Genomic DNA, 21,400 nt, shown 5'->3' with positions numbered 1-21,400 from the left:
CGCGCTGCCAAGGTGGGAACCAGTGCGGCCGATGCCGACTAGGCTCACCACCATGTCCGAGCCAGCCCCTGACCCTCGCATGCAGTCCTTGATCAACCAGCTCCTCCTGCCGGGGGCTGTGAGAACGGTGAAGGTCATCGGGTTCGACGGAGCGGACGTCCTGGTGGAGCTTGTGGATGCCGACGGAGGGATGGAGATCGGCCTGATTCCTTCACAGGAGGCGTCGATGCGTCGGATGGAGCATCCATCCGAGCTGTTTGAGGTCGGCCAGGAGATCAACGCCGAGGAGATCGGGCGTTGGCACGAAGGCCGGCTCCACCTCTCCGCCAGGGCATGCGAGATTCCGGCCTTGAGGTCCTTTCTCCTCGCGTGCGAACCAGGGCAGGTCGTCACTGGGACGGTCTCCGAGGTTCACAACTTCGGGGTCTTCGTCCACGTCGACGGCGAACCGGACGGCCTCCGCACCGGCTTCATCCGGGTGCCGGACCTGACGTGGGACTGGATCAGCCACCCCTCCGAGGCAGTCGAAGCCGGCCAGCGGATCACCGCTGAGGTGATCATTGCCGAGACGCGCTCCGGGCAGGTCACCCTCTCGTTGAAGGCTCTGCAGGAAGATCCACTCATTCGGTTCGCGGATCAGGTCGGTCGGATTCTCACCGGGCCGATCACCAAGATCGTTCCGTTTGGCGTGTTCGTGCAGCTCGCTCCCGACGTTGTGGGATTCCTTCACCTCTCGGAGCTGGCTGCTGACGAGCCGGTGGAAACCCCGGATCAGCTTGTCGATGAAGGCGAGCTGATCACGGTTGAGGTCACCGAGGTCGACCTCCGGCATCACCGGGTGCGGCTGGGCGTCACCGGCGGAGCGGACAGAACCTAGCGCATGAGCATGCAGGTGCCCGATCCGATCTCCTCGATGAGGGTGTCGCCGTGCTGGCACAGGAGTCCGCGCAGGGCCGCGTAGAGCGGCGCGCCGCAGTGTCTGTCCGCGCGAGCGGACGCGTTCTTCGAGCTGGACGACGCGTTGTTGTGTGCCGATGGCCCGACCAGGACACCCGTCGAACTGCCGCTGTTGGCCGAGCACCAGCGCGGCTACGGCTCGCTGTGCGGCGCCCTGAACCATGGTCGACTCGACACGAGCGCCCTGCGGGACCTGCTGGTTTCCCTGCCGCTTCCGCGATTCGACGGGCGGATCGTGCTCACCGTGGACGTCTCGCCGTGGCTGCGCTCGGACGCCGCCTGCTCGCCGGAGCGACTGTTCTGCCTGGTCCACGGCCGCAACGGCCGCTCATCGGACCATGTGGTAACGGGCTGGCACCTGGGTCCTGCGTGACCTGCCCGTCGAGCTGGTCGGGCGTCTGCGCTCGGACCGCGTTCTCCGGCTGCCGAAGCCACCGCGCCTCTACGATCCCAGGGGCGGCCGGCCGCCCCGGCACGGCAAGGAGTTCAGCTTGGCCAGGCCCGCCTCCCGGCCCGAGCCGTCCGTGGTCACGGTGAACGACACAGCCCGCTACGGCAAGGCCGAGGCCCATGCCTGGGACCGGCTGCATCCCCGGCTACAGCAGCGGTCCGCGTGGATTGACCATGACGGTGAACTCCCGGTCGGCGACAGGGACGTTGGTCCGGTTCAACGTCGATCACCTACCTGGCGACCGGGACGCGCCACCGGTCTGGCTGTGGTCCTCCGCCACCGATGCCACCCCGGACGACGTCGACTTCGTCTGGTCGTGCTACCTGCGCGGATTCGATCTGGAGCACACGTTTCGCCTGTTCGAGCAGTCCCTCGGCTGGACACGGCCCCGGCTTCGTGCCCCGCAGGCTGCGGCCCGCTGGACCTGGCTCGTGGTCGTCGCGCACACCCAACTCCGCCTCGCCGCACCGCTCGCGGCCGACCGACGCAAGCCCCGGGAGAGGGCCACGCGACCCTGCGAGACGTTGACGCCGACTCGCGTCCGGCGCGGGTTCCGGCACATCCGTCCGCACCTCGCGTGTCCGGCCCGTGCCCCGAGACCCAGCCGCCCCGGCCCCGGACGCCCGCCCGGCTCCAGGAACCGGCACCCCGCCACCCGTTACGACGTCGGCAAGACCCTCAAACGCTCCGCGACCCTCACCGAACGTGACCGCCGAGGATGAGGAACAAGCTCACGCCGCGCCCGCGAGGGCCACCAGGGCGAGTGTCGTCACGGCCAGGGCGGCGTACACCGCGGCCGCCACCCGCAGGCCGAAGCGGAGCAGGGTGTGCTCGGTGACGCCCGCCTGTCCGGCGCGGTCCCCCGCCACCGCCAGGATCAGCATGATCATCGGGAGTGAGGTGAAGACGGCGTGGCCCGCGGCGCTGTTCTGCACGGCGGCGAACCACGTGCCGAGGTCCGCGCCGCTCGGCGCCAGGCGCTCCTGGAGCGGCATCATCAGCGCGTTGCCGCCGACGTTGGAGCCGGTGAGGAAGCCGCTGAGCATGCCGAGGGCGGGGGCGGCCAGGGCGATCACGAGGGGCGGGGCCCCGGCGACCGCCGCGCCGAGCTCCTCGATCATGCCGCTGTCCGCCATCAGCCGCCCGAGGGTGACGAAGCCCGTCAGCGCGAGCAGCGGCCGGGCCACGCGGCTGAGCGCGGCGCGCGCGTCCGGGCCGTGCGGCCTGCCGCGGTCCAGCACCAGGGCGGCGGCGAGGAGCGGCAGCCCGGGCGAGGTGAGCAGCGCGAAGCCGACGTCGCCCGCGCGCAGCTCCAGCGGCGGGACGCCCGCAGCCTTGGCGAGACGGGTCAGGGCGATGCCGCCCAGGACCAGGCCGTAGGCCGACAGGACTGGCCGCGGCGGCAGCAGCCGGCCGCCTGTCCGAGCGCCGTGCCGGCCGCCGGCGCGGCGCGCGCGGACGGCGGTGAGCAGGAGGCCGACGGCGGTGGTCACCAGGCCCGCGAGGACGCCCGCGGGCTGGACGGCGCCCGCCCGGTTGAGGGCGAGGAACCCGAGCGCGAGCACGGCGACCGCGCCCGCGGCCGCCACGGCGGTACGGAGCCGGCGCCGCGGCCGGGCGAGCAGCGCGGCCCAGGTGGTCACCAGGGGGAAGACGAGGGCGCTGGTGACCGCGGTCGCGGTGCCGAGCGCGGCCGTGCCGGTGGAGACGAGGGCGGCGCCGATGACGGTGGCCAGACCGAGGGTGCCCCACGGCATGATGTTCAGGCCCAGCATGGCCTGCCGCAGCGCGGTCGCCGGGGGCGCGAGGGCGAGCAGCACCGGCACGGTCACGAGCAGCGAGACGCCGAACCCGGTGAGGGACTCCACCGTCGGCGCGATGCCCGCCACGACGAGCGCGGTCGTCGCGGGCCCCGACAGCGGCAGGGCGCGCACCCACTCCTGGAGCGACCGGTGCACCGCGCGGCGGGTGAGGACCTGGCTGAGGTAGACGCCGGGCAGCATCACCGCGGCGGCGTTGAGGACGAGGAGGGCCGCTCCCGCCCCGGTCCCGGCGAGCGCGTCGCGCGGCAGCGCGAAGTCCGGCACCCACCGGATCAGCGCGGCCGCGACGACGACCCCCGCGACCGCCGCCCAGTGCGCCGCCCGGCGCAGCCCGGTGATCATCCCGAGGACCACCACGATCGGTGACACCGCTATCGCCCACACCATCCCGCTCAGGCCGCCTTCCTTGGTTCGTCACCCGGCGGGAGCAAGCCTGGCGGCGCGGGGGCCGGCGGTCTTGAACGAAAGTCGCGGCACCGCGGTCCGGCCGCGCACGGGCGACCGGACCGCGGCGCGGGTCACGGCTCGGTGGGGTCGGCGGCCCCGCGCCCCTGGCGCGAGGCGGCGTACGCGGCCTCCCGGAGCCCGCCGAACCGGGGGGTCGGCCGCAGGTGGGGAAGGCGGTTGAGGTAGGGGTCGTACGCGACGCGGTCGTCGGGCGGCCGGTCGTGCACGGGGCCGGTGGTGAGGGTGCCCAGGGCCCGCCAGCCCCGGCCGGGCGGCGCGGCGCACAGATGGAAGGCCAGAGGCTCGGCCTCCACGGCCGCGCGCAGCCGCGTCAGCGTGTTGGGGACGAGGGGCGAGGTGACGGCAGGGTGGACGGCCAGCAGTGCCTCCTGGCTGCCGATCCGGTAGGGCAGCAGGGTGGAGTACGGACCGGCCAGGGCGTCGAGGCGCGGCAGCGGCAGGTGCCGTGTCCGCCGCCCGCTGCCGCTGCTGGTGAGCAGCAGGTCCAGGAGGCTCCCCGGTCCGCCCGCGTCGTACACGCGTACCGCGAGCCCCAGGGCGTCCGGCAGTCGGCCGGGCAGGCCGACGGCGCGTGACCAGCGCAGCCTGACCGCGTACTCGCCGGGCTCGTCGAGCCACGGCTCGCCCCAGGGGCGCCCGGCAGGCCGGACGGTGAGCAGGCCGTCGCAGATGACGCCGTACGGGTGCAGGGCCGGGGCGTGGCGCCGACGCGCGACGCGGTGGGCCACGCGGGCCGCGAGTCCCGCGCCCGCGGGCGGGTGGGTGCGGGCGTCCGTGGGTCGGTGGGTGCGTGTGTCCGTGGTCTCGTCGGGCGGCACGGTCTCGTCGGGCGGCATGGGCCGCTCCTTCCGGTCGTGCGCGGTGGGGACGGGCCGGGTCACGCGCTGTTCTTCTGGATGAGGTTGTCGTAGCTCAGTTGCATGACGTCGGCGGCCGCCAGGGCGGTGACGCCTCCCGTCACGGCCCGGGTGGCGCGCGGCCACAGCAGATGGGCGCCGGTGAGGGTCGCCGTCATCCAGACGCTGAGGCAGAACGGGCAGGTGACGAGTTCGCCCACGGTCGACCTCACGGTGCCGCCCCGGGCGTCCTCGCTGACCTCGGCGGGGCCCGTCGCCTCCTCGTAGCGGGTGAACGGCGCCCGCAGCGGGCTGGTGACGGAGCCCTTGCTGAGCAGTCGGCTGAGCCGGAAGGTGGCGGCCGCCGTGAACAGGACGTCCAGGGGGTCGTGGCGGTCCGGCAGTTTCGCCTTGCGCGCGCCGACGGCCACGCCCCAGGCTGCCGTGTAGGCGCCGAAGGCGGCGACGGCCGCCAGGTGTCCGCGCAGTCCGCGGTTCTCCTGCGGGGAGTAGGCCCTGCCCACCTGCCGGAGCACATCTTTCACCCGTTGCACAGGGGTGTCTTCCCTTCACACGTCGTGGTCCACGGCGGTCCCGCCGCGTGCCGTCGTCGTCGCGCTCGCTGTCCGGCGCCGCGAGCCGCTTCGTACGACGGTTCGGCCGTGCGCGCCCCTGGTGCGTCCGTTCCTCCGTGGGTGCCGGCGGCACCGGTGCGGAGGCGTACGTCCGCGGGGCGCGCGGGGTTCCGCGCGTGCTGTCGTCCTGAGAGACCGTCCCGACCCGTCCGGCAGCGGCGCGGGCCACCGCGCCGGTACCAGCGTAGGCAGCCGTCGCGCTCCGTTCCCGGGGAAGCTCCCGGGAGACTCCCCGAGGAGACGGTCGTGGCGGTCATGGGCGCCGGGTATCCGCCGGGCGGCCGGGGAAACGGCCGAGCGGGCTCGGAACGCGACATCAGCGCCCTGGTGGTGCGACAGGCGTGCCCTGTGGCGCGCGCCAGGGCCTCGTCGGCCCCCGTACCGCCATCCGGGTGGTCCGGCGGTGACGGGCGGACGCGATCCCGTCGGGTGGGGCGAACGGGGTCGCGTCGCGCGGGGCGGCGGTGATCCCGTCGCGCGGGGCGGACGCGGTCCCGTCGCACGTGGGGGTGCCCGCCGCTCACGGCGCCGCCGTCTCGCCGGTGACGAGGGCGGTGACCGCCGCCACCCCGCCCTCGGCGAAGGCCTGGCGCTGCCGGTCGGCGGGGGTGCCCTGGCGCAGCAGCCGGTGGACGAGGGAGGTGACCTGGCGGAAGTCGCCCGCCGCCTCCAGCGCGGGCTCGATGTGCTCCATGAGCCGGGCCACCGCGTCACCGGCGCTCAGGCGCCTCCCTGCCGGGTCGAGGAGGGAGCCGCTCAGGCCGTGCCGGGCGGCCTGCCAGTGGGCCGCCTGCAGGAGCTCCGGCAGGCAGTCGGGCTCCTCGGTGCCGTTCTTGATGTCGGTGACGGCGGTGCTGACCAGGCCGCGGACGATCCCGGCGAGCATGACCGCCTCGTCGGCGCGCAGTTGCACGTCCGGGCACCGCACCTCGACGGTCGGGTAGCGGCGGGACGGGCGGGCCTGCCAGTAGAGCTGGCCGATGTCCTGGATCACGCCGGAGGCCAGCAGCCCGCGGACGCGGTCCTCGAAGTCCGCCAGGTCAGCGAAGCGGGGCGGCGGGCCGCTGACGGGCCAGCGGCCGAAGACGACCGTGCGCCAGCTCGCGAAGCCGGTGTCCTGCCCCTCCCACAGGGGCGAGTTCGCCGACATGGCGCTGAGGACGGGCAGCCAGAGCCGGATGCGGTTCAGCACGGCCACGCCCACCTCCGGCGAGGGCACGGCCACGTGGACGTGCATCCCGTTGATGAGCTGTTCGTCCACGAGCTGCGGGGCCTGGGCGTAGATGGCGCGGTAGCGGGGCTCGTCGGTGACGGGCACCGGTGCGCGGCTCCTCGCGGGCGCCGTGGCGCAGGCGGCGAGGCGGCAGCCGACGCTCTCGGCGGCGGCCGCGAGCGCGAGGCGCAGGCGCAGCAGGTGCCCGCCGACCTCCTCCAGCTCCTCGCACACCGGGGTGGCGACCTCGAGCTGCGCCTGGAGGAGCTCGGACTGCACTTCCTTCTCCTCCGCCAGCGGCGCCAGGTCGGCGGCGGCGCGTACCTCGTCGGCGCGGGGCAGGGGCAGCCCGGTAGCCGGGTCGAGCAGCAGGTACTCCTCTTCGACACCGACTGTGATCATGTTCTCTCCCGGCACGGTCACTCGGCGCCTCTTCCGGCGCGGGTCACTCGGCGTCGTCGTCCTGGCGCGGGTTACGCGGTGCCGTCGTCCTCGGTGGCCTCCGGCGTGTCCTCGCCCTCCGCCTGCGACGGGGTGGTCCGGGGCGCGTCGCGGCCCTCGGACGTCTGCGGCTCCCCGTCCGTCGCGCCGTCCTCCGGTCGCTCGCCCTCGGCCTGCGACGGTGTGTGCTCGCTCATGTCGGTCCTCCGTGTCGATGTCTCGTGGATGTGTGTCTTGTGGACGTGTGTCTCGTGGGCCTGTGTCTCGTGGGCCTGTGTTCCGTGGGCCTGTGTTTCGCAGACCTGTGTTTCGTGGATGTGCTGTCGACGTGTCGTCGGTGATGCCGGGGTGCGTCCGGGTGTCCCGGCTCAGGGGTGTGTCCGCGTGTGCCGGGCGGTACGGCGGGTGCGTCGGGCGCGCCGGGCGCGTGCCGGGCCCCGGGGGCGCGGGGCGCGCAGCCAGGCGGCGATCCAGGCCGCCTCCATCGCGGCGTCGAGGAGGTACGTGGGGCGGATGCGGCCGCGGGACACGTAAGCCAGGTCGACCGCCAGCAGGGTCAGGGCGGTGCCGAGGCCGACGCGGCGGGCGTGCGCGGAGCCGTGGGGTTCGGTGGCGGCCGCGAGCTGGGCGAGGCCCGCGGAGACCAGCAGCCCGCCCGTCGTCCGCTGCAGCCATACGTCCGTCTTCGGCCCGAACACCCAGGTGAAGCTGCGCAGGTGCGCCAGCGGCCACAGTCCGCCCACGACGTTGAAGGCACCGTGGGCGAGCGCGAGCGCCTGCCCGGGCCCGGGCACGGGCCGCTTCGCCGTCCTGTCCATGCTGCCCCCTTCCTCTGCTCACTCGGCTGCCCCGGCCGGGCCTGCTCGTCTGCTCACTCGGGTGCCCCGGCCGGCCCGGCTCCAAGCGGAGGCAGTGCCACCGTCGTCGTGACCCGGGTGAGGGCGGGCCGGCGCGGCACCGAGCCGAAGCCGAAGCGCACCGGTGGCGCGACCGGGGCCATGGGCCCGAGGTCGGTGCCGTCGAGCACGGCCGAGACCGCGCGGATGGGGCGCAGGTCCCGCGCCCCGTACCACTCCGTGCGGCCCCTGCCCGCGCTGCCGCGGGTCCGCACCCCGGGCATCAGGGCACGGGCCGGCCAGTAGGTCAGGGTGCTCCACGCCGGCCGGCGGGCGAGCGCGGTGGGCACGGTGCGCAGCGCGCGTCCCAGCAGTCCTCGCCCACCGGTGGTGAAGCGCAGTTCCAGCGGCTCCGTCATGACGGTCCAGGTGTCACCGGCGACGTCCACCTCGACGGGGACGACGTCGACGGCATCGAAGGTGTAGGTGTCGCTGACGAAGTCCGCCGTCTCCCGCGTGGGGGCCAGCAGCCGCCGTCCTCCGCCGGCGTCTTCCAGCATCACATCACTGAACGGTCCGAACGGCGACCGCTGCCAGTGGCCGAGCACGATCCGCGTCCCCGACGCCGTACCGGTGCCCGCGATCCAGCCGTCGAAGCGCAGCCGCGGGCGCCGTCCGGCGCGGTCGGTCCCTGTGGTCATCCGAGGTTCCTCGTGTGGTCGGTGGCGTGCGTACGGCGACGTCACGGCATGTCGGCCCCCTGGCCGCGGCCGCACACGCTACGCGCACCCGCCGCCGCCCACCGGCACCTCAGGGCGTTTCGGGCCGGGCGGCCTCCCGGGCACCTGATCGGCCGCGGGCCGGTCCGACGGTGCCCGGCGTCACCCCGAAGTAGCGCTTGCACACCCGGGTGAGGTGGGCCTGGTCGGCGAAGCCCGTGGCGGCGGCGACCTCGGCGGGCCGCCGCCCGGAGAGCAGCAGCCGGCGGGCCCGGTTGGCGCGCAGCCGCAGCAGGTAGGCGTGCGGCGGCAGCCCGTACGTCCGGCGGAAGGCGGCGATGAGCGAGGCCCGGGGCATGCCCGCGGCGGCGCAGAGGTCCGCGACGGTGACGGGCTCGGTCCACCGGTCGTGGAGCACCTGCCGGGCCAGGTCCACGCCCCGGCCGCCGCGCCGCGGCGGTGCCGTCGCGGGGGCCCGGCCGGTGCGGGCGTGCCGGCGCAGGACGGTGGTCAGGGCGCCGAGCAGCAGGGACTCGGCGGTGAGGGGGTCGCGGATGTGTTCCTGCGCGCGGTGGACGCGGCGCAGCGCGGCGAACAGGCCGGGGTCGCGCACCGCGGTCTGCGCGAACCAGACGTCCCCGACACCCAGGTGCGCGCGGGCCAGTTCCGCCACCAGCGCGGTGTCGAAGTAGAACATGCGGTAGCGCCAGCCGGACTCCTCGGCGGCGTAACCGGTGTGCACCTGACCGGGGTTGAGCACGACGAGCTGTCCGGCGGGGACCACGACCGTGCCGCCGGACAGGTGCAGTCCCTCGGCGCCGTCCTCGATGACGCCGACGGAGAGCTGTTCGTGGCTGTGCCGGTCGAAGGCGAACCGCTCGAACCGGGCCGCCAGCAGCTCCACCTGAGGGCTGCCGGGCGCGGCCCACAGCCGTGCGTGCTCACCTCGTGTCGTCACCGGCGCATGGTCGCAGAGGACCGCGGGGCGCCGTAGGACCTTGATCACAGCGGGGCCGGGCGGTGGCGGGCCCTCCGTGCCGCGCCGTGCCGCGCCGTTCCGTGTGGTGTCTGCCGTGTCGTGCTGTTGCGTGCCGTGCCGCGCCATGCCGTGCCATGCCGTGCCATGTCATTGCGGTGTCGCGCCGTGTCGTGCACCACGGGGCCAGAGCCGGTGCGCTCGGGGGCAACTTCCGGCGTATGCGCGGCTCTAGCGTGGCGATCAGTCGAGGCCGCCGGACCACCGGCAGGCCCGCGCCGACAGCTAGGAGAACCACCCGTCATGAGCGCCACCCCCACCGTCCTTCTCGTCCACGGCGCCTTCGCGGACGCCGGTAGCTGGTCCGGAGTCGTCGCGGAGCTGCAGCGCGACAGCATCCCCGTGGTGGCCCCGCCGAACCCGCTGCGCGGCCTGGCGGCCGACGCCGCCTACATCGCGTCGGTGGCCGCGCAGATCGAGGGGCCGGTCGTCCTGGTCGGCCACTCCTACGGCGGTGCGCTGATCTCCGTGGCCGGCACCGCGGAGAACGTCGTCGGCCTCGTGTACGTCGCCGCCTACCTGCCCGACGAGGGCGAGAGCCTCGGCGAGCTCCAGGGCCGCTTCCCGCTGTCCGCCCTGGTCAGCAACCTCAAGGAGACGACGTACCCGGTGCAGGGCGGTGAGCCCGCGGTCGAGGTGACCATCGCCGCCGAGGCGTTCCCCGGCATCTTCGCCGCCGACGTCCCGGCCGAGGTCACCCAGGTGCTGGCGGTGACGCAGCGCCCGCTGGCGGCGGGCGCGTTCACGGAGGCGGCCACGGCCGCCGCGTGGCGGACCAAGCCGTCCTGGGTCCTGGTGGCGGGCGCGGACCGGGCCATCAACCCCGACGTGCAGCGCTTCGGCGCCGAACGCGCCGGGGCGAAGGCCGTCGAGGTCGAGGGCGCCTCGCACGCGGTGGCGCTGTCCCGGCCCGAGGAGGTCGCCGCGGTGATCCGTGAGGCGGTGCGCGCCACGGCCTGACCGGCAAGCACACTCCGCCCCCGCGGCGCGCTCCTGTGATCGACGCCTCGTCATGCTCATGCACAGATGAGGCACAATGTGCGAACACGGCGTGACATGAGGGGGCGGAGTGCTGCTGGTCGACCTGGACGACGTGGCGCCGGGACAACGGGTGGAGGCGTTCCACCACGCCCTGACCAACGAGTCGGTGCCCAACCACGTCGTCCACGAGGAACCCGCCACGGGCATCCGCGCGCGGATGGAGGCGTGGCGGATCGGCGACGTGCCGATGTTCGCCACCCGCAACACGGGCTTCACGGTGCGCCGCACGGTGGGGCACGTGCGGCGGCAGCGGAGCAACCCCGTGGTCTCGGTGTCGCTCCAGCCCCGCGGGCTGCACCGGGGCGAGGTCGCCGGGCAGCGGCTGACGTACGGGCCCGACGACATCTGCGTCTTCCACGAGTTGACGCCCCGCGCCTACGGCTGGTCCGGCGACGGCTCGTCCCAGGCCATGCTCTTCGACGTGGAACGGCTCGGTGTGCCGCTGGAGACCGTGGTCAAGGCCTCCCTCCAGCTCCGCGCGAGCCCGCTGCACGACCTGGTGCTGAACCACCTGCGCGGCCTGTGGCGCGACCCGGCCCGGCTGGCCGCCGACCCCGGCGCGGCCGCGCTGGCCGGCGCCACCACCGAGCTCGTCCGGGCGCTGCTGCTCTCCGCCGCCCACGGCGAGGCGGCGCCGGCCGCCCGTGACGCCCTCGACGACACGCTGCTCACGCGGGTCCTCGCGTACGCGCGCCGCCACCTCGCCGACCGCGACCTGACACCGGAGCGGATCGCCGCGGAGCACGCCGTGTCCGTCCGCAGGCTCTACCTCGTGCTCAACGACGCGGGCATCAGCCTGGAGCAGTGGCTCATCTCCGAACGGCTCACGAAGGCGCGGCGGATGCTGGCCTCCCCCCGTCACGACGGCCTCACCGTCGCGGCGGTCGCGGCCCGCTGCGGATTCACGAGCCCGAGCCACTTCAGCCGCCGCTTCCGGGCCGCCTTCGGGGCGACGCCGCAGGAGTGGCGGCGCCACGAACGCGCCCGCGGTGCGGGCGGCGGCGCCCACGCCTGACGCGCCGCGCCCGCGCCACGCGCCCGCCCCGTGCCGTGCCGCGTCGGCGGGACGTCAGTCGCCCTGTTCAGTCGTCCTGTTCCAACGGTTCCGGCTACTCCGGCTGCTCCCACTGCTCCGGCTGTTCCCGCAGGGCGATGTGCAGCGTGTCCGTGATCTGCATCCGGGCCGCTCTGGCCGGGGGCGTGCCGCGCAGCGGGTCCAGGAGCACGAAACCGTGGATCGTGCCGTGGTAGCGGACCGACACCACGGGCACGCCCGCCTCCCGCAGCCGCGTGGCGTACGCCTCGCCCTCGTCGCGGAGCACGTCGGCCTCGGCGGTGAGGACGAGCGCGGGCGGCATGTCGCACAGTCGGCCCCGCGGCGCCCGCAGGGGTGAGACGGTGCCCTGCCGCCGGACGCCGGGGTCGGGGGCGTAGCGCTGCCAGTAGCCGCGCATGGCCTCGCTGCCGAGGAAGTAGCCCTCCGCGAACCGCCGGTAGGAGCCGGTGTCCATCGCGCCGTCGGTCACCGGGCAGACCAGCACCTGCTGGACCAGGCGCGGCTCGCCGTGGTGGCGGGCCTGCAGGGTCAGGGAGGCGTGGTGGGCGCCCGCGCCGACGCCGACGACCGCGATCCGGCGGCCGTCGAGGCCGGCCTCCCGCCCGCCGTCCGCGATCCAGCGCAGCACGGTGTGCGCCCGCTCGACGGCCGCGGGGTGGCGCCCGTCCTCCGGCCCGTCGCACTCGGGGACGACCACCACGGCGTCCGCGCCGAGGACCAGGTCGCGCACCAGGCTCAGATGGGGGCACACCTCGTTCGGCATGGAGCCGAGGCCGTGCAGGTAGAGGATCACCGGCAGCGGTCCCTCGCTGCCCGCGGGCCGCAGCAGCCGTACGCGGATACGGGTGCTGCCCGCGCCGCGCACCGCCAGCCATTCCTCCTCGACGTCCGGGTCGTCGCCGTCGCCGCCCCAGAGGTCGGTCATCCGGGCCCTGAACTCCGCCGCCTCGGCGCCCTCGCACGTCGTGGGGCAGCGGTACCGGCGCACAAAGGCACGCGCCTGCGGTTCGAGGACAGGCGCCGGCTCATGGGCCTGTACGTCGTCTTGCACACGGACTCCTGCAAAAGGGGGATCGCCACGGGCCGCACGTCACGGGCGCCCGGCGGCCGGGCGGCGGAGCCCGCACCCGCACCGGCTCGTCCCGACAGCAGAGCTACCCTACGGACCCCGGCGGGCCACGGGAACGGCGGCCGCGGAACCACACATGCCGCTCCGTGCACACTTCCCGCCCCGCCTACCCGCCCGGCGAAAGAGCAGTCATATGACCTAACGGCCCGCGGCCGGGTCCGCGCAGGCTGGACGCGAGAGCCGTGGAGAGGCCGCCGACTCCTCTCCTGCGCACCGTGCCGGTCCCGTCGGCGCCGATGAGGAGCCCCTCATGCGCGCAGCTTCCGAGACGGCCGCGTCCAGCGACGACCGCGCCACCCTGCTGCGGGACACCCTCTCCGGCTGGCTCGCTCCGGTGGTGGTCAGCGCCCGCGGCGACGGCCCGCTCCGCGGGTCCGCGCACCTGCGCCGGTTCGGCTACCTCCGGCTCATCACCCAGGAGGCCGGTCCGCTGCGGCTGACGCGCAACGCCCGGATGCTCGCCCGGCAGTCCGGGGACGCCGTCGCGCTCGTGCTGCCGCGCGCGGGCACCGCGCGCCTGACGCAGGACGGCCGCGCCGCGTCCCTGGCGCCCGGGGAGCTGGCGCTGATCGACCTGCGCGCGGCCTTCACGTACGAACAGGCCGAAGGCGCCCGCGTGCTGATCTACCGGGTGCCGGCGCACGCCCTGAACGTCCCGCAGACGGCGGTGCGCTCCGTCACGGGGCGCGCCGTGCCCGCCGCCGAGGGCGTGGCCGCGCTCCTCGCCCCGCTGCTGCTGAGCCTGGACGAGCCCGCCGCCCCGATCCCGGACGCGGCGGGCGACGGCCTCGGCGGGGTCGTCACGGAGTTCGTCGCCGCACTGGTGCACGAGCTCACCGAGGACGAGGAGTCCCGTGGCGCGGGGCGCGACGAACTCGTCCGCGCCGTCCGCGCGTACATCGAGCGGAACCTGCACGACCCCGACCTGGCGCCGGAGCGCATCGCGGCGGAGCACCGCATCTCGGTGCGCTACCTCCACCGGCTCTTCGAGGCCGAGGGCGTCACGGTGAGCCGGCTGATCCAGCAGTCCCGGGTGGAGCGGTGCGCTCAGGAGCTGGAGCGCCGCGAGCGGGTGGGCCGGTCCATCGCGGCGGTGGCGCTGCGCTGGGGGTTCCGCAGCCCGGCGCACTTCAGCCGGGCCTTCAAGGCGGTCTACGGCCACTCGCCGCGGCAGTGGCGCGCACGCCAGTCCGAGGGCGACATCCCGTAGGCCGTACGGAAGCTGCGGCTGAAGTGCGCCGCGCCGGCGAAGCCCCAGCGGCTCGCGACCGCGGCGACGCCGGACGCGCCGCCCCGGGGCCGGGCGAGCTCCCGGCGCGCCTCCTCCAGGCGACGGTGCTGGATCCACCGGGCCATCGTGGAGCCGTGGTCGGCGAAGAGCTTGTGCAGATAGCGGATCGAGATGTGGTGCGCGGCGGCGACGCCCGCGGGCGCCAGGTCCCGCTCGCCCAGGTGGTCGTTGATGTGGGCCAGCAGCCGGTGCCGCAGGGCGCGGCGCTCCGTGCCGGGCCCCGCAGGCCCCGGGCCCTCGGGCTCCACGGCCAGCAGGGCCGTGAGCGCGGTGACGGTGCCCGCCAGGTGCAGGGCGGTCCCCGGTGAGTAGGGGGTGTCGGCCGTGGCGAGGGCGGCCGCCAGCGGGGCGAGCACGGCGGCGAGGGGGCCGCCGGGGCGCGGGTGCGCGCGGGTCAGGGCGCGCAGCCGGGCGTCGGTGAGGGCCGGCGCCTCGCGGGGGACGCGCACCACGCACAGGGTGAAGGGGCCGGGCTCACGCAGGGTCAGCGGCTCGGCCGGGTCGTGCACGAACAGGCCGCCCTCCGGGCAGGGGACGTCCGCCCCGTGCCGCAGGAGACGCCCGTCCCCGGCGGTGTGCAGCACCAGCAGCAGGTCGGCGCGGGCGGCGGCGGCGGCGGCGGGGCCGAGGGTGAGGGAGCACTCCGCGCCGCGCACGGTGCTCACTTCCAAAAAGCCCAGCGGCCGGGTGGTGACCTGCCCGGTGAACCCGGTGCGGGAGCCGGCCGCGACCGGGGCGGGCCGGAACGCCCCGGCGAGCGCGTCGGCCGCCCCGGACGGCCGGGGGAAGTGCGCGCCGCCGGGCCTCGCGGTGACGGACGGTGCGACGGACATCGGGCTCATACGGCTCCCCCGGGGTGTGCGTGCGGGGCCGCGGCCGCCGAAGCCCGCCGAAGCCCCTCTCAGAACGGGGGCGGTGTGCTGCGCGTGCGCCCCTTCACCCCTCCAGCCTGCGGTTTTACCCGTGTGAGCGGCGAGCCTCCAGGGGTTTTCTGCACACAGGGGCAACACCGCTGCGCTCTGGGACAACGCCGCGCGTGGCGGATACTGGACCGGCGCCGCCGGGGAGGCTCCGTCGGCCGGGAAGGGCGGGAGAGGCGGCGGTGGCGGCGATGGCGGAGGCGGCCGGGTGTGCGGACACGGAGGGCCTGGTCGGCCGGCGGCGCGAGCGCGCGCTGCTGGAGCGGGCACTCGACGACGCGCGGGCCGGGGCCGGGGGCTCGGTGACGGTGCTGCGCGGCGAGGCGGGCATCGGGAAGACCGCGCTGCTCGACTGGGCGGCGGACCGCGCGGACCGGGCCGGGTACGCCGTCGTCCGGGCCGCGGGCGCCGAGGCCGAGGTCGCCGTCGCCTTCGGGGCGCTGCACCAGGTCCTGCGCCCGCTCCTGGAGAGCGCCCGGGACGCTCTGCCGCCGTACCAGCGTCAGGCCCTGGAGAGCGCGCTCGGGCTGCGGGACGCGATCCCCCCGGGCGGCTTCGCGGTGGGCGCGGCGGCGCTCGCCCTGCTCACGGACGCCGCCCGGCGGCGGCCGCTGCTCATCGTGGTGGACGACCTGCACTGGGTGGACTCCTCCAGCGCCGCGGTCTTCGCCTTCCTGCACCGGCGGATCGACGACCTGCCCGTGGTGCTCGTGGTGGCGACCCGGGCGGAGGGGTCGGCGCCGGAGGGCTGGCACGTCCACCCGGTCGACGTGGAGCCCCTGCCGGACGCGGACGCCGACGCGGTGCTGCGCCGCTGGCACCCGGACCTGACCGCCGTGGTCGCCGAGCGGGTGCGGCGCGAGGCCGCGGGCAACCCCCTGGCGCTGACCGAACTCCCGCGCCAGCTCCGGGCGGAGCACCGCAGCGGCGTCGTCCCGCTCCCGGAGCGGCTGCCGTGGGGGCGGCGCCTCGAGCGGCTGTTCGCCTCCCGGCTGCGGGCGCTGTCGCCGGAGGCGCTGCGGGCGCTGCTGCCCGTGGCCCTGGGCGGCGACGGGGACGGCGGCACCTGGTGGTCGTCGGTGGGCGACCGCCACGGCGACCGGGCCGAGCGGCTCCTCGACGACGTGGAGGCGAGCGGCCTGGCCCGCCTGGACCACACGGGCAGGCTCGTCTTCCGGCACCCGCTGGTGCGCAGCGCGGTGATCGCGCTGGCCCCGGAGGCGGACCGGCGCGCCGCCCACCGACTGCTGGCGGCACGGCTGCCCGAGGACGAGCCGCGCGGCCTGCTGCACGAGGCGCAAGCGGTGCGCGGACCCGACGAGGAGCTGGCGGCGCGGCTGCAGGAGGCCGGGACGCGGATCGCGCTGCGCGGCGGTGACGCGGAGGCGGCGCTGCTGCTCGACCGGGCCGCGGGCCTGAGCCCCGACGCCGACGACCGGACGCGGCGCCTGGCGTGGGCGGCGGTGATGTCGGCGCGCGGCGGTCGCCTGGCGTACGCGGCGCGGCTGGTGGAGCAGCTCAGGACGCGGTCGCTGCCCGACGACGTCGCGCCGGTGTTCGCGTACGCGGTCGTGTACGTCGACCAGAGCCACCACGTCGACTTCGCCTCGTCGTTCACGCTGCTGCCGCGGGCCCTGGCCGCGCTGACCGCGCCCGGCGCCCCGGACGTCCCCGGCCGCGGAGACCTGGTGGAGCAGGTGTTCTTCAAGCTGCTGCTCGCCTCGTCGTACACGGGGGACGCCCGGGGGTGGCGGGCGCTGGCCCGGCACCTCGGCGACGTCTCCCCCGCCGCCCGGCTGTGCCACCGCGTCTGGGCCGACCCCCCGCGCACCGCGCACGGCACCGGGCGCGAGCTGCGGGCCGCCGCCGAGGGCGCGGCGGGCGACGGCGCCGGCCACGCCTGGCTGCTCCTGTGGGCCGCCCTGGGCGTCGACGGCACCGACGCCGGTCCTGGCCTGCTGCTCGGCGGACAGCACGCGTACGCCACCCAGGGCTCCGTCGCGAAGGTCAGGTGCCGTCAGGACTTCCTGCTGGGGCGCTGGGACGCGGCCGACGACTGGCTGCGCGAGGCGGACAGCGCGGAGGAGCTGGGCTACCACTGCAACGCGTTGCTCTTCCGCCACTACTACGCCCATGTGCTCGCGGGCCGCGGCGACGGGCCGGGGTTCGACGAGCTGCGGGCGCGCGTCGAGCCCGCCGCCCGCGCCGCCGGGATGCGGTTCGTCACCGACCACCTCGGCCGCCTGCGGGCGCTGGTCGACCTGGCGCACGGGCGTGACGAGGAGGCGTACGAACGGCTGTGCGCGCTGCTGCCTCCGGGGCGGTTGCCGAGCGGGCTCTCCTGGTTCCACCTGCCGTTCTTCGACCTCGTGCAGGCCGCGGTGCGCTCCGGGCACCACGCGGCGGCCCGCGCGCACGTGGCCGCGGGGCGGGCCGCGCGGATGGAGGAGATCTCCGACCACCACGCGTTCCTGCTGGCCGCCGCCGCCGCGCTGACGGCCGGCGAGGACGAGCAGGACGAGGCGTTCGCGGCGGCGTACGCCCTGGCGGGGACCGGGCCGTGGGTCTTCGCGCTGGCGCGGCTGCGGCTGGAGCACGGCGCCCGGCTGCGGCTCGGGGGCCGCCGCGCCGAGGCCGAGGACGTGCTGCACATGGCGCGGCACGCCTTCCGTGAGCTGGGCGCCGGTCCCTGGGCGGACCAGTGCTGCCGGGAGCTGCGGGCCGCGGGCCTCTCGGCGGAGGTGCCCGCGGCCCGCGTCGAGCTGCTCACGGCGCAGGAGCTGCGCGTCGCCCGGCTGGTCGCCGCCGGGCTGACGAACAAGCAGATCGGCGCCGAGCTCAACCTGTCACCGCGCTCCGTCGCCTCCCACCTCTACAAGATCTTCCCCAAGCTGGGGATCGCCTCGCGGGCGGCGCTGGGGCGGGCGCTGGCGGAGAGGTGACCCGGCGGGGCGGGGCCCTGGGGGGCGGCCGCTCCTGAGGCCCTGTCAGCCTTCGGCGTCCGGTCCCCGCCGCCCCCGTGTCTCGGCCAGGGCCCGGGCGATCCCGGCGCGGGTGCTGATGCCGAGCTTGGGGAAGACGCGGTACAGGTGCGCGCCGACGGTGCGCGGTGACAGCCGCAGCCGCTCGCCGATCTCGCGGTTGCTGAGTCCCTGCGCGGCCAGGTCGGCGATCCTCGACTCCTGTACGGACAGCAGCGGGTGGCCCCGCGCGGCCCCGGCCTCCGGGACGCCCGCGCCCGCCGCGCCGAGTTCGCACGCGGCCTGCCCGGCCCAGGGCCCGGCCCGCAGGCCGGTGAACACCTCGTGCGCCGCGCGCAGATGGGCCACGGCCTCGGTGCGGCGGGAGCGGCGGCGCAGCCGGGCCCCGTGGGCGAGGCGCAGCCGGGCGAGTTCGAAGGGCCACTGCCGGGCGCCGGGCACCGCGTACGCGGCCTCGTAGGGGCCCTCGTCGGCGTCGTCGGCCAGGAGCGCCTCGGTGGCGGCCACGAGGAAGGCGTGGTGGGGCGAGACCCGGGCGAGCCCGGAGGCGCGCACCGCGCGGAGGTGGTCGCGTGCCTCGTCCAGGTGCCCGGTGTCCGCCGCGGCCTGAGCGATGTCGAGGAGCGACAGGTGGGACCAGGGGGTGCGGCGCCCGAGGGCGGCGGGCGAGACCGAGGTCCGGACGTGCTGCCAGGCCTCGCCGGGGGCGCGGTGGGCGAGCGCGCACAGCGCCTTCAGCCCGCGCAGCCGGTCGCCGACCCCGCGCAGGCGCCGTTCCTCGGCCCACGGCTCCAGGACGCGCAGGCACTCCTGGAGCCCGGCGCGGTCGCCGCGTCCCGCGAGGACCTGGGCGGTGTGCATCAGGAACATCATCTCGTGGAACGCGTAGCCGCGGGCGGCGGCGGTCCCGGCGCCGCGGCGGGCGCCGTCGAGGACCGCGTCCCAGTCCCCGCGCAGGATCCGGTCCTGGGAACCGGAGAGTTCGGCCAGCGTGCGGGTGGCGTACGAGTGCCGGGGAGCGGCGCGGTGCCACAGGGCGGCGTGGTCGCCGACGGTGTCGACGGCCGTCGCGGCCCAGACCAGGGCCCGGAACGTCGCGGGGTCGTGGGCCTCGGGCAGCGCCGTGACGGCCTCGCGCACGCGCCCGGGGAGGTCGGCGGGGTCGTCCGGTGTCGCGGTCCACGCCGCGCGGCACAGGGCGGTCGGGGCGGTGGCGTCCGGGGCGTGCCGGTCCACGGCCTGCCAGGCCCGCTCGTCCGAGGCGTGCGCGGCGACGACGAGCAGCACGAACAGGATGGGCTCCAGGAGCGTGGCCCGCTGCTCCTCGCGGCCGGGCGCGCGCAGCAGGTCCAGGGCCTCGGGCAGCAGCCGGAGCGCGGGCTCGGGGGTGCCCTCGCGCTGGAAGCGGATGTAGGCGACGACCAGGGCGTACAGCGCGGCGGGCTCCGGCCGCGCCGTGCCCGTGGTGTGCTCGGCCTGGTCGAGGAGGTGGGCCGCGAAGCGCAGCCGCCCGCCCCTGGCCGCGAGGCCCGCTGCCTGGACCAGGCGCGAGGCGCGGGCGGGGCCGTCGGTGGTGAGGCCCGCGGCCCGTGCCATCAGGGTCGCCGCCCCGGCCTCGTCGGCCGCCTCCGTCAGCAGGTCCGCCTCCTCGTGCAGGCGCCGCGCGAGGGGGTCGTCGAAGCCGATGGTGGCGGCCGCCAGGTGCAGGGCCCGCCGGGTGTCGTGCGGGGGCAGCGCGTCCGCGAGGAGCCGGTGGGCGGCGCGGCGCTCCGCCGCCGTGGCCAGGTGCACCACTCCGGCGCGGACCAGGGGGTGCCGGAACAGCAGCCGCCGCGACTCCGGCTCCACGTGGGCGAGCCCGGAGCGCAACACGTCCCGTGCGCTCACGTCCCAGGGCGCGGAGCCGCTCCGGCGGGCGAGTTCGGCGAGGGTGTCCTCGTCCGCCGCGGCCGCTCCCCCGAGGGCGGCGAGCAGCAGCGCCTGGCGTGCGGCGTCCGGCAGGGCCCGGACGCGGTCCTCGTACAGGCCGCCGAGCCTCTGCCCGAGCGGCGGCACGGCGAGCGGCCCGGTGCTCTCCGGGTCGGCGAAGTCACCGGCCCGCCGAAGCTCGCGGGGCAGCTCCCGCAGGGCGAGCGGATTCCCCCCGGCCAGGCGCAGCACCCGCTGCCGCGCGGGGACGTCGAGCCCCGGGTGCAGCACGTCCAGCAGGCGCCCGGCCACGGCATCGGACAACGGCCCCAGGTCGATCACGCGCTCGGCCGGGCCCACGGCCGGGGCGTGTTGGTGGCGGGTGGCTGTGATGACGACGGTGGGGGGTGGGGCGGGGGTGGTGGGGGCCGGGTATGCGGTGGGCTCGGCGGGCGCTGGGGGTGTGCTGGGGCTTGTGGGCGCCGCGGACGCGGTGGACCCCGCCGGTGCCGCAGGGCTGATGAGCCCCGCAGGTATGCCAGGCCCCGCGGATGTGCTGGATACGGCGGGCACCGCGGACGCGGTGGGCTCGCTGGGTGCAGCGAGCGCCGGGCGTGCCGTGGACCCGGTGGACGCCGCAGGCCCGATGGGCTCCGAGGGTGTGCTGGGCCCGGTCGCTGCCGCAGGCCCGATGAGCCCCGCGAGCATGCCCAGCCCCGCGGACATGCCCTGCCCCGCAGACGCGCCGGGCCCCGCGGGCACACCAGGCCCCTCGGACACGCCGACCCCCTCGGACACGCCGGGCGCGCTCGACGCCCCGGGCTCCGTAGCCAGTTGGCGCCGTACGGCCGTGAGCACGAAGGCGCTCTCCGGGTCGGCCCATTGGAGGTCGTCCAGGAGCAGCACCAGCGGGCGTGCGGCGGCGGCGCGGGTGAGCAGTCCGAGCGTCGCCCGAGCGGCGTCGGCCGGTGCGGGAGGGGTGCCGTCCCGCAGGCCCAACGCCCGCTCGAGCAGCTCCCGTTCGGGCTCCGGGGCGACCCGCAGGTCGTCGAGCAGGGGCCACAGCACCTGGTGCAGGGCCGCGAAGGGACACGTGGCCTCGGCGACGACACCCGCCATGCGCAGCACCCGCAGCCCGGCGCGCTCGGCCCACCGGGCGGCCCGGTCGAGCAGCGCGGTCTTCCCGAGCCCCGGGTCGCCTCGCAGCAGCACGGCCGCACCGGAGGCACGGATGCCGTCGAGCGCCGCGCGCAGCACAGCCTCTTCGTCCGCACGGCCGGGCAGGACGTCCGCGTGCTCCGCCTCCTGGCCGGGCAGGGCGTCCGCGGCCCTCGGCTCACGACCGGCCTCGACGTCCCCGGCCCCCGCCGAACGCCCGCGCAGGGCACCCGCCTCCGCCACACGCCCGTGCGGGGCACCCGCACCGCCTCTCGGGGCGCCCCCGCCCCCGCTGTCCACGTCCACGCCCCTACGCCTCCCGCCCCTCCGTCAGGGTGTACCGCCGTCCCTGGCCAGCGCACAGTAGCCCAGACCTCCCCACGCGGCGGAATGCGCGCCCGGGCGACGTCGCGCAGGTCACAGGCGCATCCGCAGCCCGGCGTCCGCCCGGCGCAGGCGAATGCGCGGCCCTGCATCCACCCAGCCCTGGCGCATCCACA

The 21,400-nt window shown here is 76.2% G+C and carries 16 protein-coding genes and 1 pseudogene; 6 read left to right on the top strand and 11 right to left on the bottom strand.

Translation table 11 applies throughout. The features are described from left to right. Nucleotides 1–79 precede the first annotated feature (79 nt). Both IE330_RS14810 and IE330_RS14805 read left to right on the top strand, forming a co-directional pair. Complete coding sequence (locus IE330_RS14810; RefSeq protein ID WP_229925649.1) at nt 80–877, top strand: S1 RNA-binding domain-containing protein; 798 nt, start codon at nt 80–82, stop codon at nt 875–877. Between the two features lie 102 nt (nt 878–979). Then, nucleotides 980–2,130: pseudogene (locus IE330_RS14805) on the top strand (transposase). A gap of 9 nt (nt 2,131–2,139) precedes the next feature. Here the strand turns inward: IE330_RS14805 and IE330_RS14800 are convergent. The 8 genes from IE330_RS14800 to IE330_RS14765 all read right to left on the bottom strand — a co-directional run bounded on the left by IE330_RS14800 (nt 2,140) and on the right by IE330_RS14765 (nt 9,337). Continuing rightward, a complete protein-coding gene (locus IE330_RS14800) occupies nt 2,140–3,618 on the bottom strand; it encodes an L-lactate permease (RefSeq protein WP_190136450.1) in 1,479 nt (492 codons plus the stop codon). A 131-nt stretch (nt 3,619–3,749) separates the two neighbouring features. Beyond that, nucleotides 3,750–4,535 (bottom strand): phosphodiesterase, encoded by a 786-nt coding sequence (locus IE330_RS14795; RefSeq protein ID WP_229925647.1) that lies wholly within the window; start codon nt 4,533–4,535, stop codon nt 3,750–3,752. Between the two features lie 41 nt (nt 4,536–4,576). After that, a complete protein-coding gene (locus tag IE330_RS14790; protein WP_229925646.1) occupies nt 4,577–5,059 on the bottom strand; it encodes a DUF1360 domain-containing protein in 483 nt (160 codons plus the stop codon). A 631-nt stretch (nt 5,060–5,690) separates the two neighbouring features. Further along, the gene (locus tag IE330_RS14785) at nt 5,691–6,785 is read right to left on the bottom strand and encodes a glutamate--cysteine ligase (RefSeq protein ID WP_190136449.1); all 1,095 of its coding nucleotides are present in this window, start codon (nt 6,783–6,785) and stop codon (nt 5,691–5,693) included. A gap of 71 nt (nt 6,786–6,856) precedes the next feature. After that, complete coding sequence (locus tag IE330_RS14780; RefSeq protein WP_190136448.1) at nt 6,857–7,021, bottom strand: hypothetical protein; 165 nt, start codon at nt 7,019–7,021, stop codon at nt 6,857–6,859. 171 nt (nt 7,022–7,192) lie between these two features. Further along, the gene (locus IE330_RS14775) at nt 7,193–7,642 is read right to left on the bottom strand and encodes a hypothetical protein (RefSeq protein WP_229925645.1); all 450 of its coding nucleotides are present in this window, start codon (nt 7,640–7,642) and stop codon (nt 7,193–7,195) included. A 53-nt stretch (nt 7,643–7,695) separates the two neighbouring features. After that, nucleotides 7,696–8,361 (bottom strand): hypothetical protein, encoded by a 666-nt coding sequence (locus tag IE330_RS14770; RefSeq protein WP_190136447.1) that lies wholly within the window; start codon nt 8,359–8,361, stop codon nt 7,696–7,698. A gap of 109 nt (nt 8,362–8,470) precedes the next feature. Further along, on the bottom strand, nt 8,471–9,337 hold the full coding sequence (locus IE330_RS14765; RefSeq protein ID WP_190136446.1) for an AraC family transcriptional regulator: 867 nt from the start codon (nt 9,335–9,337) through the stop codon (nt 8,471–8,473). A gap of 321 nt (nt 9,338–9,658) precedes the next feature. Here IE330_RS14765 and IE330_RS14760 point away from each other — a divergent pair, with 321 nt between their 5' ends. Together IE330_RS14760 and IE330_RS14755 are read left to right on the top strand one after the other, a co-directional pair. Next, a complete protein-coding gene (locus IE330_RS14760) occupies nt 9,659–10,375 on the top strand; it encodes an alpha/beta fold hydrolase (protein WP_190136445.1) in 717 nt (238 codons plus the stop codon). 109 nt (nt 10,376–10,484) lie between these two features. Continuing rightward, the gene (locus IE330_RS14755) at nt 10,485–11,471 is read left to right on the top strand and encodes an AraC family transcriptional regulator (RefSeq protein WP_190136444.1); all 987 of its coding nucleotides are present in this window, start codon (nt 10,485–10,487) and stop codon (nt 11,469–11,471) included. Between the two features lie 94 nt (nt 11,472–11,565). Here IE330_RS14755 and IE330_RS14750 read toward each other — a convergent pair whose 3' ends face one another. Next, nucleotides 11,566–12,438 (bottom strand): alpha/beta hydrolase, encoded by an 873-nt coding sequence (locus tag IE330_RS14750; protein WP_229925644.1) that lies wholly within the window; start codon nt 12,436–12,438, stop codon nt 11,566–11,568. A 454-nt stretch (nt 12,439–12,892) separates the two neighbouring features. On the opposite strand from IE330_RS14750, the gene IE330_RS14745 reads away from it, so the two are divergent. Then, complete coding sequence (locus IE330_RS14745; RefSeq protein ID WP_190136442.1) at nt 12,893–13,852, top strand: helix-turn-helix domain-containing protein; 960 nt, start codon at nt 12,893–12,895, stop codon at nt 13,850–13,852. Here IE330_RS14745 and IE330_RS14740 read toward each other — a convergent pair. After that, entirely contained in the window at nt 13,795–14,775 is a 981-nt protein-coding gene (locus IE330_RS14740; RefSeq protein WP_229925643.1) for a helix-turn-helix domain-containing protein, read from the bottom strand. The genes IE330_RS14745 and IE330_RS14740 overlap by 58 nt on opposite strands. A 269-nt stretch (nt 14,776–15,044) precedes the next feature. On the opposite strand from IE330_RS14740, the gene IE330_RS14735 reads away from it, so the two are divergent. Then, a complete protein-coding gene (locus tag IE330_RS14735) occupies nt 15,045–17,795 on the top strand; it encodes a helix-turn-helix transcriptional regulator (protein WP_190136459.1) in 2,751 nt (916 codons plus the stop codon). Nucleotides 17,796–17,840: 45 nt separating this feature from the next. Here IE330_RS14735 and IE330_RS14730 read toward each other — a convergent pair whose 3' ends face one another. Beyond that, nucleotides 17,841–21,143, bottom strand: a complete 3,303-nt coding sequence (locus IE330_RS14730; RefSeq protein WP_190136441.1) for a LuxR family transcriptional regulator — start codon at nt 21,141–21,143, stop codon at nt 17,841–17,843. Nucleotides 21,144–21,400 lie beyond the last annotated feature (257 nt).

Origin of the sequence: Streptomyces longispororuber, assembly GCF_014656095.1 — a bacterium.
In the GTDB taxonomy this organism is placed as follows: Bacteria; Actinomycetota; Actinomycetes; order Streptomycetales; family Streptomycetaceae; genus Streptomyces; species Streptomyces longispororuber.
The sequence above is the reverse complement of the archived record's forward strand: the minus strand, read 5'-3'. Positions and strand labels throughout refer to the sequence as shown.